Consider the following 17,105-nt stretch of genomic DNA (forward strand, 5'->3'; position numbering starts at 1 on the left):
TAATGCTGCCACCTTCGGCCACACTTGGTGTGCCAGTCAGAGACAGAGTCACATCTGAAACTGTGTCCGAAACAACTGTCGTGACTGAGCTAGTGCCAAGCACTAAGTTTTCGAAGTTACCGCCAGTCACATTATCTAATGACAGGTTTGCGGTAATATCATCCGCACCAACATAAACATCATCACCCACGTTAACATTAACTGAGCCAGTACTTTGACCTGCTGCAATATTAATCACTTCACCATTGCTTAAGGTGATGCTCATATCCGTTTCGGCTGCCGCACTTAAGCTTGCGGTATAAGTAATGCTGCCGCCTTCGGCTACACTTGGTGTACCAGTCAGAGACAGCGTCACATCTGAAACTGTGTCCGAAACAACTGTCGTGACTGAGGGTCACACCTGACACTGTGTCAGTAACCGTTGTCGTCACAGAACTATTACCAAGCACAAGATTTTCGAAGTTGCCGCCAGTCACATTATCTAATGACAGGCTTGCGGTTATATCATCCGCGCCAACATAAACATCATCACTGACATCAACACTGACGCCAAGCACCAAGTTTTCGAAGTTACCACCCGTTATTGCTGGGCTTTGATCTTCATTTAGTGCAATGCTGGCAGTGATATCATCCGCGCCAATATAAACATCATCACTGACATCAACACTGACTGAACCGCTGCTTTGGCCTGCCGCAATATTAATCACTTCACCATTGCTTAAGGTTGCCTGTACTTTGACCCGCTGCAATACTAATGACTTCACCATTGCTTAGGGTGATACTCATATCTGTTTCGGCTGCAGCGCTTAAGCTTGCGGTATAAGTAATGCTGCCGCCTTCGGCTACACTTGGTGTACCAGTCAGAGACAGCGTCACATCTGTGCACTTAAGCTCGCGGTATAAGTAATGCTGCCACCTTCGGCCACACTTGGTGTACCAGTGAGTGATAGCGTTACATCTGAAACTGTGTCCGACACAACTGTCGTGACTTCACTGCTGCCAAGCACCAAGTTTTCGAAGTTGCCGCCAGTCACATTATCTAATGACAGGCTTGCGCTAATATCATCCGCACCAACATAAACATCATCACTGACATCTACACTGACTGTGCCTGTACTTTGACCCGCTGCAATACTAATGACTTCACCATTGCTTAGGGTGATGCTCATATCTGTTTCCGCGGCCGCACTTAAGCTTGCGGTATAAGTAATGCTGCCACCTTCGGCCACACTTGGGGTAGCAGATAAGTTCAAGGTCACATCTGACACTGTGTCAGTAACCGTTGTCGTCACAGAACTATTGCCAAGCACCAAGTTTTCGAAGTTACCACCCGTTATTGCTGGGCTTTGATCTTCATTTAGTGCAATGCTGGCAGTGATATCATCCGCGCCAATATAAACATCATCACTGACATCTACACTGACTGTGCCTGTACTTTGACCCGCTGCAATACTAATGACTTCACCATTGCTTAGGGTGATGCTCATATCTGTTTCCGCGGCTGCACTTAAGCTCGCGGTATAAGTAATGCTGCCACCTTCGGCCACACTTGGTGTACCAGTGAGTGATAGCGTTACATCTGAAACTGTGTCCGACACAACTGTCGTGACTTCACTGCTGCCAAGCACAAGATTTTCGAAGTTGCCGCCCGTTATTGCTGGGGTTTGATCTTCATTTAGCGCAATGCTGGCAGTGATATCATCCGCACCCACATAAACATCATCACTGACATCAACACTGACTGTGCCGCTGCTTTGGCCTGCTGCAATATTAATCACTTCACCATTGCTTAAGGTGATGCTCATATCTGTTTCAGCTGCAGCACTTAAGCTTGCGGTATAAGTAATGCTGCCGCCTTCGGCCACACTTGGGGTACCGGTGAGAGACAGCGTTACATCTGACACTGTGTCCGAAACACTTGTCGTCACAGAACTATTTCCGAGCACCAAGTTTTCGAAGTTGCCGCCAGTGATATTTAGTTCATCAATAGAAACTATTAATGAGCTTTCACCAGAAGGCGCTGCAACGTCAACAAACCCAGAGGTAGACCCTGCTAACACAATCACCGTTTGCCCATTGGACAAAGGTACAGATAAATCAGTTGCTGCTGGTTCAGCTAGAGTAACTTCATAACGAATATTTTCACCAGCTTCTACTTGCTCGCTAGCAGAAAGGGTTAAGATTACTTCGGAACTAACGTCAGCAACGCTAGTGACAACACTCGACGTATCAATTTGCAGATCTTCAAAACCACCACCAATTACTGAGCCTGAGTCAATAGAGACATTAAATACACGAGCATCCTGATAAACAGTATCTTGTGTTGTAAATACCGCTGAAGCTGATGTCTGGCCAGCTAAAATTGTCAGGGTTAAACCATTGGTAAGCTGAACTGTTAAATCTGTTGCCGCAGGTGAAGAGGTAGACACTGTATAATTAATACCGTCACCTTCATCTACCTGACTATCAGCTGATAAAGATAAAGTTGTCGTTTCAACTACATCATTTATTTCTGTCGTTACAACTTCAGTTGATATCTCTAATTGTTCGAACCCACCACCAATCACTGAACTCGGTTCAATTTGATTAGTTAACTGATCGGCATCTAACGTTGGGGTATTTTCGGTAGCGACAAAAACACTACCTGTAGTCTGGCCCGCATTGATTAAGATAGTTTCCCCATTAACTAAACTAATCGTCATATCTGTGGCGGCTGGGTTAGAAAGAACCGCAGTGTATTCAATCTCATCACCTTCATTCACACGAGCATCTGCAAATAATGATAATTGAGTAACATCAAGGGTATCAGTCACTTGTGTAGAAACGGGATCTAGGGCAAACGATAAGCGCTCAAAATTACCACCACTTACAAGGCTAATACTGTCACTTACCGAGTCTTCTTCGGTATAAACATCATCAGATGGAGAAAAATCAACCTCTACTTGACCTTGAGACTCATTTGCTGCAATTAAAATTTCCACACCTGAAGCCAAGGTTACGGTTACATCTGTTTGCGCTGGATTTGACAGCGTCGCAGTGTATACAATTTGCCCGCCAGCTTCAGAAACCGACTCTGAAGCAGATAGAGTCAAGGTAGTTTCATTGATAGTATCTTCTACGTTTATAGATACTGGCGTTGAATCAATAACTAGATTATCAAAACTGCCGCCGGAAACCGCTAAAATGGAATCTGATATTGTCTCAGCGTCTAAATATACATCTTCATCGGCGTCAATTACTCTCTGTGCTGTGCCAAAATTTTGTCCCGCTTGAATAACGATATTGAGGCCACTTGCCAACGTAACGGTAACATCTGACTCAGTCGCTTGAGTTAATAAAGCTGTATACTGAACTGGACCGCCAAGCTCATTCAAATCACCATCGACCTGAATCGACAATACAGCAGAATTGTCGCCACGTGCAATTAGACTGTCGCCGTTTGCTACAGTAGTAAATTCTTGATCTGATACAGCAACAGAATAACCAATGCTCGTTAATGAAAGATCTTCATTTTGAATAGCATCAACACCCGCTTGGGTTAAAATGATCTGGCTGCCTGATATTTCGAAAAAACCGTTTTCATTACCAAGCAACTCAAAACTGAGCGTATCACCATCAGGATCGTTAGCCTCAAATGTCGCAACCGCCTGACCGACAAAAACGTTATTTTCAGATAAGTTAACGCTTTGTAGGTCAACCAACGGGGCTTCATTTATTTCAACCGTGACTGTACCCTGAGCATTGTTGGTATTACCTGCCAAATCGAAAAAAGTAACGGACACATCATGCTGTTGCTCCGCAAGCTCAGCTACAACATCATCGGCGAGTGTCCAGGTACCGTTACCATTATTAGTTGCTTCAAATGTTTGACCGTTTATAGAAACTAAAATTAAAGCTTCGGGATCATCAACCGTACCTGTAATTGCTGGAGTGACATCATCCGTTACAAATGAGTCAACCGTACCTTGAGGCAGAGATACATCAGCTGTAATAGTTGCATCAACAAAGGTTTGGTTCCCACTTTGGTCAGTAAAAGTGAAATCAATATCATTACTACCTTCAACTAGGGTGAAATCCCCCGTAACAGTAAAGGTGCCGTCGCCATTATTAGTAACGGTTACCTCTGTGCCATTAATCGTTGCTGTGATAACTGCGTTAGGGTCATCTATCGTGCCAGTCAATGTAGGGTTTAAAGTATTAGTTAATAAGTCGTCAAACGAGCCATTCGGCGCGGTTGTATCAATTAAAATTGAAGTTACAGGTTGTGGTGGTGTAAATGTTCCACCATTACTAGTGGCCACCGTAGAAGAAGAGGTTTCAAAGCCAGCACCTGCAATAGTTTGTTGCTCATTACGTTCAACAGAGGTAACCGTTGAACCACCTTCACTACCACTTGAACCACCAGCTGCTGTTGCGCCTACATTAGATAAATCGCCTTCAGCGACCGCTTGTTGGATTTGCTCAATTTCAGAAAGAGTGTCGTCGTCTAAATCTTCGTTTGCATTATCAAAATTGCCCGTGATCTCAACTTCACTAGCTTGGTTCTCAGCGGCCACTATTTCAGCTTCTTCCCCATCAGCTTTAATAAACTTAATTTTTGCACCCGCTTCTAAAACTAGAATTTGCCCTGCAAAAACAGATTCACCGACAGAAACTGGAATTAACTGACCATCAGCCATACGATATACTAACCCCTGTATATCTGAAATTCGCCCTGATTCTTTTAATACTACTTCGCTAGCCATACAACCCTCACTTGGAGCAATGCTTCCCAAACTACAAACTTGACAACTTATAGACTGAGTCTAGCCTAAAGGTATAACATTTCAAAGATGTACCAAGCTATAATCGGCCAGTTTGTGCGCGAATTGTTAGCCATTCGACATAAAAGTATCCCTACAAGCCATAATAAAATCTCATCTTGCGAACACTTGTTGTATTCACAAGCCCATTGCTTTGATATAATCCGTCGCCTTGACGGGCTCAGCGTCGTAAAATTGTCATCAGAATCACATCAACTTGTACAAAAATGAATAATTCTAGTGCGTGATACTTGTATTCTGCAAAATAATGAATATGCTGGCTTACCCTATTTTTGGGTTAAAACCCATTTGTGATTTCGAATTAAAAGTTAGATTAAGGTTGAAGAGGGAGTAATTAACTCTATGTGCTCAATTTTTGGTATTCTCGATTTAAAAACAGATCGAGCTGAACTTAGACAGCAAGCTTTAGAGCTGTCTAAATTATTACGTCACCGTGGTCCTGATTGGTCAGGTATCTACGCTGGTGAAAACGCTATTCTTGCTCATGAAAGACTTGCTATTGTCGATGTAGACACTGGTGCTCAGCCACTCTTTAATCAAAATCGAAATCACATATTGGCTGTAAATGGTGAAATCTACAACCACAAAGAATTAGAAGCGGGTTTAACAATTGATTACAAACTTCAGACTAAATCAGACTGTGAAGTAATCTTAGCTAAATACGAAGAGAAAGGCATCGATTTCATAGACGAGCTAAAAGGTATGTTTGCGTTCATCCTATATGATGAAACTAAAAACGAATATCTAATTGCTCGTGACCATATGGGTATTATCCCGCTATATATGGGTTGGGATGAGCACGGTAACTTCTACGTTGCTTCAGAAATGAAAGCTTTAGTACCTGTGTGTCGTTCAATTAAAGAATTCCCTCCAGGACACTATTTGCATAGTTCAACAGGTGAATTTACTAAATACTATGCTCGTGACTGGATGAGTTACGATGCGGTAAAAGATGCAGAAGCTAATCCTAAAGACATCCACGATGCATTAGAAAAAGCAGTGAAAACTCACTTAATGTCTGACGTACCTTACGGTGTGTTATTGTCTGGTGGTTTAGATTCATCGGTTATTTCTGCGATTACGCAAAAATTTGCTGCAAAACGCATAGAAGATAACGACCAATCTGATGCTTGGTGGCCAAAACTTCATTCATTTGCAGTTGGTTTAGAAGGTGCACCTGATTTAATCGCAGCGAAAAAAGTTGCGGATGCAATTGGTACTGTTCACCACGAAATTCATTACACAGTACAAGATGGTATTGATGCGGTACGTGATGTTATCTATCACTTAGAAACTTATGACGTTACAACTATTCGTGCATCTACCCCAATGTACTTAATGGCGCGTAAGATCAAAGCCATGGGCATTAAAATGGTGTTGTCTGGTGAAGGTTCTGATGAAGTCTTTGGCGGTTACCTATATTTCCATAAGGCACCTAACGCTAAAGAATTCCATGAAGAAACTTTGCGTAAACTAAATAAACTTCACATGTTTGACTGTGCGCGTGCAAACAAAGCTATGTCAGCTTGGGGTGTTGAGTCTCGGGTTCCATTCTTGGACAAAGACTTTATGGACATTGCTATGTCTATCAATCCTGAAGCAAAAATGTGTAAAGATGGTAAAATCGAAAAACATATTTTACGTGAAGCATTTGATGGTTATTTACCAGAAGAAGTATTGTGGCGTCAGAAAGAACAATTTAGCGACGGTGTAGGTTATAGCTGGATCGACAGCTTAAAAGAGCATGCTGCAGCGCAAGTTTCAGATGACCAATTAGCAAATGCTGAACACAAATTCGCTTACAATACTCCGGACACTAAAGAAGCATACTACTACAGAAGTATCTTTGAAGAGTTCTTCCCACACCCTAGCTGTGCAGAGTGTGTGCCTGGCGGTAAGTCAGTTGCCTGTAGCACGCCTGAAGCACTTGCTTGGGATGAGAGCTTTAGTAAAATGGCTGACCCTTCTGGTCGTGCGGTTTCTGCTGTACACAACGACTCATATAAAAGCTAATTGAGCACCAGTTAGTTATATAGCTTCTAAAGCCCTCCATCGAGGGCTTTTTTGTAGCTACTCAAAAGTTCCCCTACTCGTATTTAGCGTGAATACCGCCCTTACCTGAGCCCTAAAAATCCCATTCTTGTGACTTATAGTCAGCAGCACGCTAGACTCAATTCTACCGCACTCAAGCTTTCACCTTAAAATGCATACAAGCAACAAATTTAGGGGGTGCTGAGACTAACAAAGAAAGAAGAGTATTGCTTCAGACTAACGGCATTGCAAAACGAAAATAAATGATGACGAATGTCAGAGATCTGGTACTTAGATTTAGTTTAAATGGAAGTTTGTATTAAATGGGATTTAAATTTTGAAATATGAGTTGCTTAACTCGGAGCAGAGAGTGGCGGTGAGGCAGGGATTTGAACCCTGGGTACGCTATTAACGTACGCCGGTTTTCAAGACCGGTGCTTTCAACCACTCAGCCACCTCACCGCAGTTCTGGACTGTTCCCTTGGGAACGCGGCGAATATTAAGGACTTCTCCGAGCTTTGTAAAGCATTAAAACAAACTTTTTTTAATTTTTTTGATCGTTCGGTTATATATCAACCAATCAGAGCAAATAATCGGCAAAACGCAGTAAATTAATCGTTTAAAACAATCAATTGGTAAATATTTTCCAATACACACTTGAGCTAAACTCATATTTAGCGCTCAGGCTAATCAATTTCCTCCTTAAAAATAACGCTAGATTGACTCAGTGATTTCTATTTGACAAATAAACGTTCTTTCGCTATTTTGTATATACATTGCATATCATTAGTATATCAATAATTATGACGAATAAATCCGCTCGGAAAAAAAGCAATAAAAAAGATAGTCAGTTGCTCATTCGAATAAACAGTGAAGAGCGTGATGCTTTTATAGACCTGTGTGATCAACTTGATACCTCTGCTGCAAGAGAGGTTAGAAAATTTATTCGTAAATTTTTGCAAAAGCATTCAGCTGAACTAACAAATGATAGTGACGCTAATTAACAGCCAATAACAATTGGTAACTGAAGGCCCTATTTTCTGGGCTGAATTAACTTAAACATAGAGGACTAAAACTATGGCTAAAAAAGTAAAAGCACTAAAAAAAGAGTTGAAGGCAAGAAAAGCTAAAGTTGCTAAACAACAATCAAAAATCAAGAAACTTAAAAAAGCTTTGAAAAAAGCTAAGTAATTTCTGAAACAGAGCCTTAAGAATTTTTGATAAAAATTTTTGCTGAAATTCTTTAGGCTCTATTTATACAGCTATTACCACCAAGCAAGCCTCTACCCAGCCACAAAACCTTCTTTTGACAAAATATGTCAAAAATTCCCTTGAAAAAACTAGACTGCACCACAATATTCTGTAACATTAATTGCAACCAAATTAAAAATAACCGTTCTAACAAACGAGTCAATTTACTTAGCAAAGAGGTGTAATATGGAAAACCGCACAACTTACGTTGATCATGCCAGTTCATCCGTACTTGAAACCAACAAGGTATTGCGTAATACCTATTCTTTATTAGCAATGACATTAGCCTTTAGTGCTGCCGTTGCCGGCATCACAGGTGCTATGAATTTACCTGCTCCGCACTGGATTGTTTTCTTAGTCGGCGCATATGGTTTAATGTTTTTGGTACATAAAACAGCAAACTCTTCAGCTGGTATTTTAAGCTGTTTCGCGTTTACTGGTTTTATGGGTTATACCTTAGGGCCAATGTTGTCTATGGTGGTCGCAGCTGGTGCTAGTGATCTGATTGTATTAGCACTGGGCGGCACAGCACTAACCTTCTTTGGTTTATCTGCCTATGTATTAACAACCAAAAAAGATATGTCATTCCTAGGTGGCATGATGATGGCTGGTTTTGTTGTACTAATTGTAGCCGTTATCGCAAACCTATTTTTACAAATACCAGCAGTATCGTTGGCAATTAGCGCAATGTTCATCTTGTTCTCATCTGGCGCAATTTTAATGCAAACCAGTGCAATTATTCATGGCGGCGAACGCAACTATATATTAGCAACAATTAGCTTATACGTTTCTATCTACAACATTTTTGTAAGCTTGTTGCAATTATTAATGGCATTTGCTGGCGGTGATGATTAATCTCCACTAAAATTGCCTAAAGATTAAGGCCTCATATGAGGCCTTTTTTATTTGTACTGTTTAACAATCAGATTGAAATATGGCTAAAATTTTAATATTTGTAACCAGTGGGCCCGAGACAGATGATGGTCAAAGTGCATTGAGTTACGCTCGGCATGCGTTGAAACACAATAAGTTATCAGCTGTATTCTTTTATTCAGATGCAGTATATGTTGCTAACAAGCTCCGTAAACCACCATCAGATGAATTAAACTTTCTTGAGGGCTGGCAAAGCTTACATAAAAAACATGGCGTAGAATTAATTGTATGCTCTGCTGCCGCCCAAAGACGAGGGGTTTTAGACGCCAGCGAAGCAGAATATCACGGCATATCCGGAGACAGTCTTGCAGAGCATTTTCGTATTGGCGGACTCGGCGAATATGTTGAGTTACAAATGTACGCAGACAGAGTGGTACAGTTTTAATGCATAATCACAAACACGCTATCGTTTTTACCCAATCACCATTTGCAACTGACAAAGGCAAAGAAGGGCTTGAGCTTGCTCTAACGTTGGCCACGTACGAACAGCCTATTGCGTTATTCTTTACAGGACAAGCACCACTTCAATTAGCCAAAAATATAAATTCCGATTTATTACAGCGTAAAAACTATACCCAAGGTTTTAACGCGCTTGATTTATACGACATCGAACAGGTGTATATCAACGCACAATCATTAGATGAATTGCAGTTAAACCAGCGAGACCTGTCGATAGCAGCGCAAGTATTATCAACAGAAGAATTTGTCGCTAAATTGAGTCATTTCGACGTCGTCTTGCAGTTTTAAGGGGATACTATGCCAAGTCCACTACTAACGGTTAAACAGGTGTTAAGAGTGCCAGAGCTCGTTAAGCTGGCCTCACTGAACAACTACACGATTCTATTTCAGCAAGACGGTTGCTATAATTTGCTCAAGGCAGAAATGAGCCAATTAAAGCAATGTTATATCCTAGCGGATGATGCACAAGCTAGAGGTTTATCAGTATACCAACAGGCCAATCAAACTTGGTTATCAACACTCGAATGGGTAGAATTAACCGTTAAACACCAGCCTATCATCCAATATAATTTAAACTCTGAATGACAACGCATAGAATAATTTTCTATTCACGATTTAGGTTATTTAATTAAGTTTGGACGAGCAGTTTTAGAGATTATAGATGAACGAAGTAAATTTTAATGGTCAGCCAATTGCTTTAGACAAGCACGGATATTTGCAAAACTATTTAGATTGGGATGAAGCGCTTGCACCTATATTGGCAGAGCAAGAAAACATAGAGTTAACTGCAGCACATTGGGAAGTAATCTATTTTGTCCGCAACTTCTATTTAGAGTTTAAAACCAGTCCTGCGATTAGAATATTAGTTAAAGCCATTGCACAAAAGCTTGGCAAAGAAAAAGGCAATAGTCCATATTTATACAAACTGTTTCCAAAAGGCCCTGCGAAACAGGCGACCAAAATAGCGGGTTTACCCAAACCCGCTAAATGCATCTAAACCTCAATAAAATCAGCTAAGTATTAGCTGATTCCCAGGTTAAATAAGCATCAAATGCTAAAACCAATACGGAGCCAAATATGGCGACAATAAGCAGCCAATAAACCACTTTTAAGAATAATTTAACCGGTGAGGGTTGTGTTTTTTTCGCCATAAAAACTCCAATACTAAATTAGCTAGAAATAACTGTTAAACCACCCATATAAGGCTGTAATACTGCTGGCACCTTAATAGAACCATCAGCTTGCTGATAATTCTCTAAGATTGCCACTAGCGTGCGGCCCACAGCTAAACCAGATCCATTTAAAGTATGTAACAACTCTGGCTTTTTCGCACCTTTTCTACGTAATCTAGCCTGCATACGGCGCGCTTGGAAGTCTTGCATGTTAGAACAAGAAGAGATTTCTCGATAACAATTTTGCGCTGGCAACCAAACTTCCAAGTCATAAGTTTTAGCTGCACCAAAGCCCATATCGCCTGTGCATAACGCCATTACACGATATGGTAGTTCAAGTAGTTGTAAAACTTTTTCAGCATGGCCAGTTAAATCTTCAAGAGCCTGCATTGAATCTTCCGGTTTAACCAATTGGACTAACTCAACTTTATCAAACTGATGTTGACGAATTAATCCACGCGTATCACGACCAGATGAACCGGCCTCAGAGCGGAAGCACGGGGTGTGCGCAGTTAGTTTGACTGGTAACTGTTCTTCATCAAAAATTTCATCGCGAGCTAAATTGGTCAATGGCACTTCCGCAGTCGGAATAAGCGACATACCAGCCCCATCAGCTGATAAAGGTTGGGTATGGAATAAATCTTCACCAAATTTTGGCAGCTGGCCTGTGCCGTACAAACTATCAGAGTTGACGATATAAGGCACATAAGTTTCGTTGTAACCATGCTCTTGAGTATGTAAATCAAGCATAAACTGCGACAAAGCTCGATGCATACGCGCGATTTGGCCACGCATCACAACAAAACGCGCAGCAGATAATTTAACACCACTTTCGAAGTCTAAACCTTTGCCTAAAGCTTCAGCTAGATCGACATGATCTTTAACCGCAAAATCAAAGCTAGGTACAGTACCCCATTTACGAACTTCAACATTATCCGCTTCATCTTCACCAACAGGCACTGACTCATCAGGCAGGTTAGGAATGCCTAAAGTCAAACTATCCCATTGTTTCATCACGTCAGCAAGTTCTGCTTTGGCAGCATCTAATGCCGAGCCCAGCTCACCAACTTCTGCTAACAAAGGCGCTATATCTTCGCCTGCGGCTTTAGCTTTACCGATATTTTTTGAGCGTGCGTTTCGCTCATTTTGCAAATTTTCGGTTTTAACCTGAATCGCTTTGCGCTTTTCTTCTAATTGCGTTAGTGCGTCAACATCTAACTTAAAACCACGAGTATTCAATCGTGTGGCAACTTGCTCTAAGTCACTACGTAAAATTTTAGGATCTAACATTCTATAACCAATTATTTTTTAAAATTTAAACCCGACTAATTTACTGCCTATCCAAGCAGCAAACAGACAAACAAAAACGTTTAATAATATATTTAGGCTCGCTTTAATCCATGCGCCCTGCTGTAGCAACAACAAAGAGTCCATAGAAAATGTCGAGAAGGTTGTTAACGCCCCCAAAAAGCCAATACCAACAAAAGTGCGCCAAGGAATTAATTGAACGTATCCTTGGGCGATTAAGGTATAAAAGAAGCCAATAATCAACGAGCCTAAAACATTGACCAGCAGTGTACCAAAAGGAAACTCTTTACCAAACCAGATTAACGCTTGTTGCGAAAGAAAATATCTTAAACACGCCCCTAAAGCACCACCAATGGCAATAAACACATAAGTCACGGTTATTCATACCTCTTATTTGTGCTCTGTTGGTCGAGATTTGCTAGGTAATCTAATTTTTGTTGGATTTTACTTTCAATGCCTCGCTCGGTTGGGAAATAATATTTTGTATCCTTAATTTCTACTGGCATATAACACTCGCCTGCCGCGTATGCGTTAACTTCGTTGTGTGCATATCGATATTCGGCACCGTGCCCTAGTGCTTTATTAATTTGTGTCGGCGCGTTACGCAAGTGAATTGGTACATCATAACTGGGTAGCTGCTCAGCATCGCGTAATGCAGCTTTAAATGCTGTATAAACCGCATTACTTTTTGCTGCACATGCGAGATAAACCGCTGCTTGAGCAATCGCTCTTTCGCCTTCAGCGGGTCCAACTCGGGTGTAACAATCCCACGCATTTAACGCAACTTGCATAGCTCTAGGATCGGCATTGCCAATATCTTCAGAGGCAATCGCTAATAATCGACGCGCAACATATAAAGGGTCAACACCCGACTTCAACATACGCGCGTACCAATATAATGCTCCGTCTGGAGATGAGCCGCGGACCGATTTATGAAAGGCAGAAATCATGTCATAAAACAAATCACCACCTTTATCACCTGCCACAACTTTATGCTCTAATAAAGTTTGCACATGTTCTTGTGTTATCAGCCGTTGGCCGTTTTCATCGGCATCAGACATATCTGTCAGAATTTCCAACAAATTGAGCAATTTGCGAGCATCTCCGTCGCTATAGTCGATGAGCGCATTTTGAATATCAGTCGGTATTTGTAAAGTTGCTGACTCCCCACTGTGCTGAGGACGTGCCTTGACCTGAGCAATTAATTGAACTAAATCTTCTTTGGTATGTTTTTTAAGTAAGTATACCCGAGCACGTGATAACAAGGCTCTATTTAACTCAAAACCCGGATTTTCAGTGGTTGCACCAACAAAGATAACCGTGCCATCTTCAATATATGGCAAAAAAGCATCTTGCTGAGATTTGTTGAACCTATGGACCTCGTCAACAAACAACACGGTTTTTTGCCCTTGCGCTTGCGCAACACTTTTTGCATTTTCGATTGCTTGGCGAATATCTTTCACGCCTGAAGTCACAGCAGAAATTCGCTCAATATGTGCATTGGCATATTGAGCAATTAATTCGGCTAATGTGGTTTTGCCAGTCCCTGGGGGCCCCCACAAAATCAGCGAATGCACTCGGCCAGACTTTATCGCTTTAAATAAAGGTTTATCTGGCCCCAATATATGCGACTGACCAATGTACTGTTCAATAGTTTGTGCACGCATGCGCGCGGCTAATGGCTTGTTTAATTCATCAAATAACATGCTGGTGAATTATCCTAGCTTGTTATCTTTGGTCATCGACTTCAATACCATCAGTTATTGCAAATTTAAAGAAGTTAGCTGCATAATCGCCGCTATTTTTTTCAACAAAGGCTGAAAACGCATATTCACTTAATTGATTTTGCCTGTCTTTAATATTAATTGCTGTCACTTGGTCAGTTTCCGAAAAAGCTAAGTCAACAAAATCGATTTGCTGCTCTTGCGATTTAGCTTTAATCCGATACGTTTTATCCGCTACTTTTGCAATTTCATATGCTTGCCACGCATCTGATGTTGGCTGCAACAGTAATAAAATTGGGTTCGAATCAACTAAACTGATGTAGTTATAAATTGATACTTGCTCAACAAAAGGGTCAAAAAACCACACACTTTGACCGTCTGATACTAATAAATTTTCATTGGGTTCATAAGTTTGCCAACGAAATTTATTTGGTTGCACTATGTCTACTTGCCCTTGGGTGGTTTGTACCACTTTGCCTTGACTATCAGTCACCTTCTGCGAAAACTGTGCACTAAAACCAGCCAAAGATTGAAGTTTTTGTTGTAATTCAGCCACAAGCTCATTGGCATATGTAACATTCGACATCACCGCTATCGCGGCCCCTAAAACTATTTTTTTTATAAACTGCATTATTAATCATCCAATTTTGGTGGCGCTGCCGCCAATACTTCGCGAGCCCCATTATGGCCAGCAGTAGATACGACTCCTGCCATTTCCATTTGTTCCACAATTCGAGCTGCGCGATTATAGCCAATTCTAAATTTACGTTGAACGCTAGAAACCGACACTTTGCGTGTTTCTGTTACAAAAGCAACCGCTTCGTCATATAAAGCATCCGTTTCTTCGCCTTCAGCCATTTCTGGTTGTTCACCTGGCAATAAAATTTCTTCTTCCCCGCTTAACACCTCATCAATGTAATTAGGTTTACCACGCAGTTTCCAATCAGCAACAACCGCGTGCACTTCATGATCATCGACAAATGCACCATGAGCACGTGTTGGTATATTCGTACCTGAAGGTTGATAAAGCATATCACCCATACCTAACAAACTTTCCGCACCTTGTTGGTCTAAAATAGTTCGAGAGTCAATTTTTGAGGAAACCGACAAACCAATACGAGTTGGAATATTCGCTTTAATTAAGCCGGTAATAACATCTACTGACGGTCTTTGTGTCGCTAAAATTAAGTGAATACCAGCAGCACGCGCTTTTTGTGCTATACGCGCAATAAGTTCTTCGACTTTTTTACCAACTATCATCATCATATCGGCAAATTCGTCGATCACCACAACGATACTGGGTAACTTTTCAAGCTCTGGAGCACTTTCTGCCATGCTGTCACCAGGTTTCCACAATGGATCAGCCAATGGCGTACCCGCTTCAATGTTTTCTTCTACTTTAGCATTAAAACCTTTTAGATTACGTACCCCAACTGCAGCCATAAGTTTATAACGACGTTCCATTTCACCAACACACCAGCGCAGTGCATTCGATGCGTCTTTCATGTCGGTCACGACTTCACATAATAAATGAGGAATATCTTCGTAAATCGCCAACTCAAGCATTTTTGGGTCTATCATAATCAAGCGCAGTTCTGCAGGTGTCGCTTTGTATAAGAAACTTAAAATCATGGTATTCACCAATACAGATTTACCCGAGCCTGTCGTACCAGCAACCAAAACATGTGGCATTTTAGCTAAATCGGCAATAACTGGCTTACCCATGGTGTCGCATCCTAATACCATAGTCAGTGGTGATTTCGACTTTTCAAATGCTTCAGTCTCAATAACTTCACTTAACCGCACGGTTTCACGGTTTTTATTTGGTAGCTCTAAACCGATATAAGGTTTGCCAGGGATCACTTCAACAACACGCACAGAAGCGGTTGACAATGAACGCGCTAAATCTTTTGACAAGTTGGTAATAGCTGAAACTTTAACACCTGGCGCTAAATCAAGCTCTAGCATTGTAATAACAGGGCCTGGATATACTCCAACTACGTCGGCTTTAATTTTGTATTCAAGCAGCTTAGCTTCAACTAGACGCGCAACAGCATCCATTTGCTCTTGAGTAATTGGATTTTCTTTTTTATCTGCTCTGTCTAACAATTCAAATGAAGGCAATGGTGTAAGCGGAGCTCGTTCTGCTTCTTCTGCTGCAATTTTTTCTTGCTCGGCCATAAAATCTGCATACGAAGTTTGATCAGAAGAAACACGAATATGCGCTTTTTTCGGCTTATCTTTGACTTCATCTTTAGCTTGAGTTTGCTGCTCTGGTAATGGTAAAAGCGTTTGTAATGTGTCTTCATCCATTTCAGCAATTTCTTTAAACTCATCTATCTCACCAATTACCGGCTCTTTTCGGTCGCCAATGTCAAGCTGTTCAGTGGTCTCTACTATTGGTGGTATTGCTAACTTAGAGTCTGTAGCTGCTTGTTGTTTATTTGTTTGCTCTGGCGGAATTTCGCTTTCACTTGAACCGAAAATAGCATCTAAACTTGGCATCAAACGTTTTTTAGCAGATTCCGATTGCTGAGCGTCTTGTGCTTCCGGCTTGGTTTCCGTTTGTTCAGCCTCATCTTTTTGCCAGGGCAACTTATTGGTGCCTAGCAAGCGAGTTTTTGGCTCCTCAGCCGCTTCTTCAGTCGCTTGCTTTTCACTGCTTGATTGCGCCTGAGCAACGTTGAGGTTAGCTTCATCGGTTTCAGATGCGCTATCTTTGCTAAATCGCGATTTTAATGCCGCTAGCTTTTGCCATAGCAAATTTGCAGCAAAGATAACGTACTCGCCAGTTTTATCGATTAAAAACAGCCAAGAAACACCAAATAACAATGTCACACCGGTACAAAAAAAGCATAGCAACAATAAAGTAGAGCCGACAAAATTGAAGTACGGCAACATAGACTGGCTAACGACATCGCCTAATAATCCGCCAGACGAATAAACAAATACATCGGCGAAATTCATACTTGACAGCGCTGTGGTCGAAACCAGCAATAAAATAAAGCCAATAATGCGTAGACCTAGCGCAAGAAAATCTACTTCGAAAAAATTAGGTTTCTTTTGAAAGAGCACCCAACCGAGATAACTAATAGCGACTGGCACTAAATAAGCAACCGCACCAAAAAAGAAAAGAAGAATATCCGCTAGCCAAGCGCCTATAGCACCCGCCATATTGCGAACTGGCATGTCATACCCTGACTGACTCCAACTAGGGTCGAGAGGGTCAAAAGAGACCAAAGCCAACATAAGATACAAAGCACAACAGCCACAGGCTAATAATCCAACTTCAAGAAGGCGTTGAATACCCGTTAACGATTTAGCTTGGGTGTTTTCGGTCAAAATCATACTCACCTGTTATAGTTATTTCCGCGTGGTATTCTAACGTGAATTAAGTTAATTCT

General features: G+C 41.3%; 17 protein-coding genes and 1 tRNA gene. 7 read left to right on the forward strand and 11 right to left on the reverse strand.

The genetic code is table 11. The features are described 5' to 3' along the window. From DS2_RS07915 to DS2_RS07925, 4 genes are all read right to left on the reverse strand, one after another. Positions 1-355 (reverse strand): immunoglobulin-like domain-containing protein (locus DS2_RS07915; RefSeq protein ID WP_419177438.1); only part of this gene is annotated, 355 nt, incomplete at its 3' end. Continuing rightward, the gene (locus DS2_RS07920; RefSeq protein WP_160168547.1) at positions 240-767 is read right to left on the reverse strand and encodes an immunoglobulin-like domain-containing protein; all 528 of its coding nucleotides are present in this window, start codon (positions 765-767) and stop codon (positions 240-242) included. The genes DS2_RS07915 and DS2_RS07920, both read right to left, overlap by 116 nt. Then, entirely contained in the window at positions 709-876 is a 168-nt protein-coding gene (locus tag DS2_RS20545; protein ID WP_160168548.1) for an immunoglobulin-like domain-containing protein, read from the reverse strand. The genes DS2_RS07920 and DS2_RS20545 overlap by 59 nt, the downstream gene beginning before the upstream one ends. Beyond that, positions 873-4,745, reverse strand: coding sequence for an immunoglobulin-like domain-containing protein (locus DS2_RS07925; RefSeq protein ID WP_035014193.1), 3,873 nt, complete (start codon positions 4,743-4,745; stop codon positions 873-875). The genes DS2_RS20545 and DS2_RS07925 overlap by 4 nt, the downstream gene beginning before the upstream one ends. Positions 4,746-5,165: 420 nt before the next feature. On the opposite strand from DS2_RS07925, the gene asnB reads away from it, so the two are divergent. Beyond that, a complete protein-coding gene (asnB, locus tag DS2_RS07930; RefSeq protein WP_035014194.1) occupies positions 5,166-6,836 on the forward strand; it encodes an asparagine synthase B in 1,671 nt (556 codons plus the stop codon). Positions 6,837-7,225: 389 nt separating this feature from the next. Here the strand turns inward: asnB and DS2_RS07935 are convergent. Further along, positions 7,226-7,316 (reverse strand) — tRNA-Ser (locus DS2_RS07935). A gap of 341 nt (positions 7,317-7,657) precedes the next feature. Here DS2_RS07935 and DS2_RS07940 point away from each other — a divergent pair. The 6 genes from DS2_RS07940 (at position 7,658) to DS2_RS07965 (ending at position 10,494) form a co-directional block, all read left to right on the forward strand. Beyond that, positions 7,658-7,858, forward strand: coding sequence for a hypothetical protein (locus tag DS2_RS07940; RefSeq protein WP_035014195.1), 201 nt, complete (start codon positions 7,658-7,660; stop codon positions 7,856-7,858). A 433-nt stretch (positions 7,859-8,291) separates the two neighbouring features. Then, positions 8,292-8,960, forward strand: a complete 669-nt coding sequence (locus DS2_RS07945; RefSeq protein ID WP_035014196.1) for a Bax inhibitor-1/YccA family protein — start codon at positions 8,292-8,294, stop codon at positions 8,958-8,960. A gap of 79 nt (positions 8,961-9,039) precedes the next feature. Next, the gene (gene tusD / locus DS2_RS07950) at positions 9,040-9,423 is read left to right on the forward strand and encodes a sulfurtransferase complex subunit TusD (protein ID WP_035014197.1); all 384 of its coding nucleotides are present in this window, start codon (positions 9,040-9,042) and stop codon (positions 9,421-9,423) included. Continuing rightward, positions 9,423-9,785, forward strand: a complete 363-nt coding sequence (gene tusC / locus DS2_RS07955) for a sulfurtransferase complex subunit TusC (protein WP_035014198.1) — start codon at positions 9,423-9,425, stop codon at positions 9,783-9,785. The genes tusD and tusC overlap by 1 nt, the downstream gene beginning before the upstream one ends. Before the next feature lie 9 nt (positions 9,786-9,794). Continuing rightward, complete coding sequence (locus tag DS2_RS07960; protein WP_035014199.1) at positions 9,795-10,082, forward strand: DsrH/TusB family sulfur metabolism protein; 288 nt, start codon at positions 9,795-9,797, stop codon at positions 10,080-10,082. 76 nt (positions 10,083-10,158) lie between these two features. Beyond that, complete coding sequence (locus DS2_RS07965; protein ID WP_035014201.1) at positions 10,159-10,494, forward strand: TusE/DsrC/DsvC family sulfur relay protein; 336 nt, start codon at positions 10,159-10,161, stop codon at positions 10,492-10,494. Between the two features lie 16 nt (positions 10,495-10,510). Here the strand turns inward: DS2_RS07965 and DS2_RS20550 are convergent, their stop codons facing one another. Genes DS2_RS20550 through DS2_RS07990 form a run of 6 tightly spaced genes read right to left on the reverse strand, consistent with a single transcriptional unit; the run spans position 10,511 to position 17,049 of the window. Then, positions 10,511-10,648 carry a hypothetical protein gene (locus DS2_RS20550; protein ID WP_160168549.1) on the reverse strand — a complete coding sequence of 46 codons (138 nt, stop codon included), beginning with the start codon at positions 10,646-10,648 and terminating at the stop codon, positions 10,511-10,513. Between the two features lie 18 nt (positions 10,649-10,666). Next, complete coding sequence (serS, locus tag DS2_RS07970) at positions 10,667-11,959, reverse strand: serine--tRNA ligase (protein ID WP_035014202.1); 1,293 nt, start codon at positions 11,957-11,959, stop codon at positions 10,667-10,669. Positions 11,960-11,977: 18 nt separating this feature from the next. Further along, complete coding sequence (gene crcB / locus DS2_RS07975; RefSeq protein WP_081754226.1) at positions 11,978-12,352, reverse strand: fluoride efflux transporter CrcB; 375 nt, start codon at positions 12,350-12,352, stop codon at positions 11,978-11,980. Between the two features lie 2 nt (positions 12,353-12,354). Next, complete coding sequence (locus DS2_RS07980; protein WP_035014204.1) at positions 12,355-13,683, reverse strand: replication-associated recombination protein A; 1,329 nt, start codon at positions 13,681-13,683, stop codon at positions 12,355-12,357. 22 nt (positions 13,684-13,705) lie between these two features. Next, positions 13,706-14,332, reverse strand: coding sequence for an outer membrane lipoprotein chaperone LolA (gene lolA / locus DS2_RS07985; protein ID WP_035014205.1), 627 nt, complete (start codon positions 14,330-14,332; stop codon positions 13,706-13,708). A 2-nt stretch (positions 14,333-14,334) separates the two neighbouring features. After that, the gene (locus DS2_RS07990) at positions 14,335-17,049 is read right to left on the reverse strand and encodes a DNA translocase FtsK (protein ID WP_035014206.1); all 2,715 of its coding nucleotides are present in this window, start codon (positions 17,047-17,049) and stop codon (positions 14,335-14,337) included. Positions 17,050-17,105: the final 56 nt, after the last annotated feature.

Source organism: Catenovulum agarivorans DS-2, assembly GCF_000568405.1.
Taxonomy (GTDB): Bacteria; Pseudomonadota; Gammaproteobacteria; order Enterobacterales; family Alteromonadaceae; genus Catenovulum; species Catenovulum agarivorans_A.

Excerpts from the sequence above, each read along its gene's own strand:
- DS2_RS07960 (WP_035014199.1), top strand. The coding sequence starts at position 9,795 with ATGCCAAGTCCACTACTAACGGTTAAACAGGTGTTAAGAGTGCCAGAG.
- tusC (WP_035014198.1), top strand. The coding sequence starts at position 9,423 with ATGCATAATCACAAACACGCTATCGTTTTTACCCAATCACCATTTGCA.
- serS (WP_035014202.1), bottom strand. The coding sequence starts at position 11,959 with ATGTTAGATCCTAAAATTTTACGTAGTGACTTAGAGCAAGTTGCCACA.
- DS2_RS07920 (WP_160168547.1), bottom strand. The coding sequence starts at position 767 with ATGGTGAAGTCATTAGTATTGCAGCGGGTCAAAGTACAGGCAACCTTA.
- DS2_RS07980 (WP_035014204.1), bottom strand. The coding sequence starts at position 13,683 with ATGTTATTTGATGAATTAAACAAGCCATTAGCCGCGCGCATGCGTGCA.
- asnB (WP_035014194.1), top strand. The coding sequence starts at position 5,166 with ATGTGCTCAATTTTTGGTATTCTCGATTTAAAAACAGATCGAGCTGAA.
- DS2_RS07940 (WP_035014195.1), top strand. The coding sequence starts at position 7,658 with ATGACGAATAAATCCGCTCGGAAAAAAAGCAATAAAAAAGATAGTCAG.
- DS2_RS20550 (WP_160168549.1), bottom strand. The coding sequence starts at position 10,648 with ATGGCGAAAAAAACACAACCCTCACCGGTTAAATTATTCTTAAAAGTG.
- DS2_RS07925 (WP_035014193.1), bottom strand. The coding sequence starts at position 4,745 with ATGGCTAGCGAAGTAGTATTAAAAGAATCAGGGCGAATTTCAGATATA.
- DS2_RS07965 (WP_035014201.1), top strand. The coding sequence starts at position 10,159 with ATGAACGAAGTAAATTTTAATGGTCAGCCAATTGCTTTAGACAAGCAC.
- lolA (WP_035014205.1), bottom strand. The coding sequence starts at position 14,332 with ATGCAGTTTATAAAAAAAATAGTTTTAGGGGCCGCGATAGCGGTGATG.
- tusD (WP_035014197.1), top strand. The coding sequence starts at position 9,040 with ATGGCTAAAATTTTAATATTTGTAACCAGTGGGCCCGAGACAGATGAT.
- DS2_RS07945 (WP_035014196.1), top strand. The coding sequence starts at position 8,292 with ATGGAAAACCGCACAACTTACGTTGATCATGCCAGTTCATCCGTACTT.
- DS2_RS07990 (WP_035014206.1), bottom strand. The coding sequence starts at position 17,049 with ATGATTTTGACCGAAAACACCCAAGCTAAATCGTTAACGGGTATTCAA.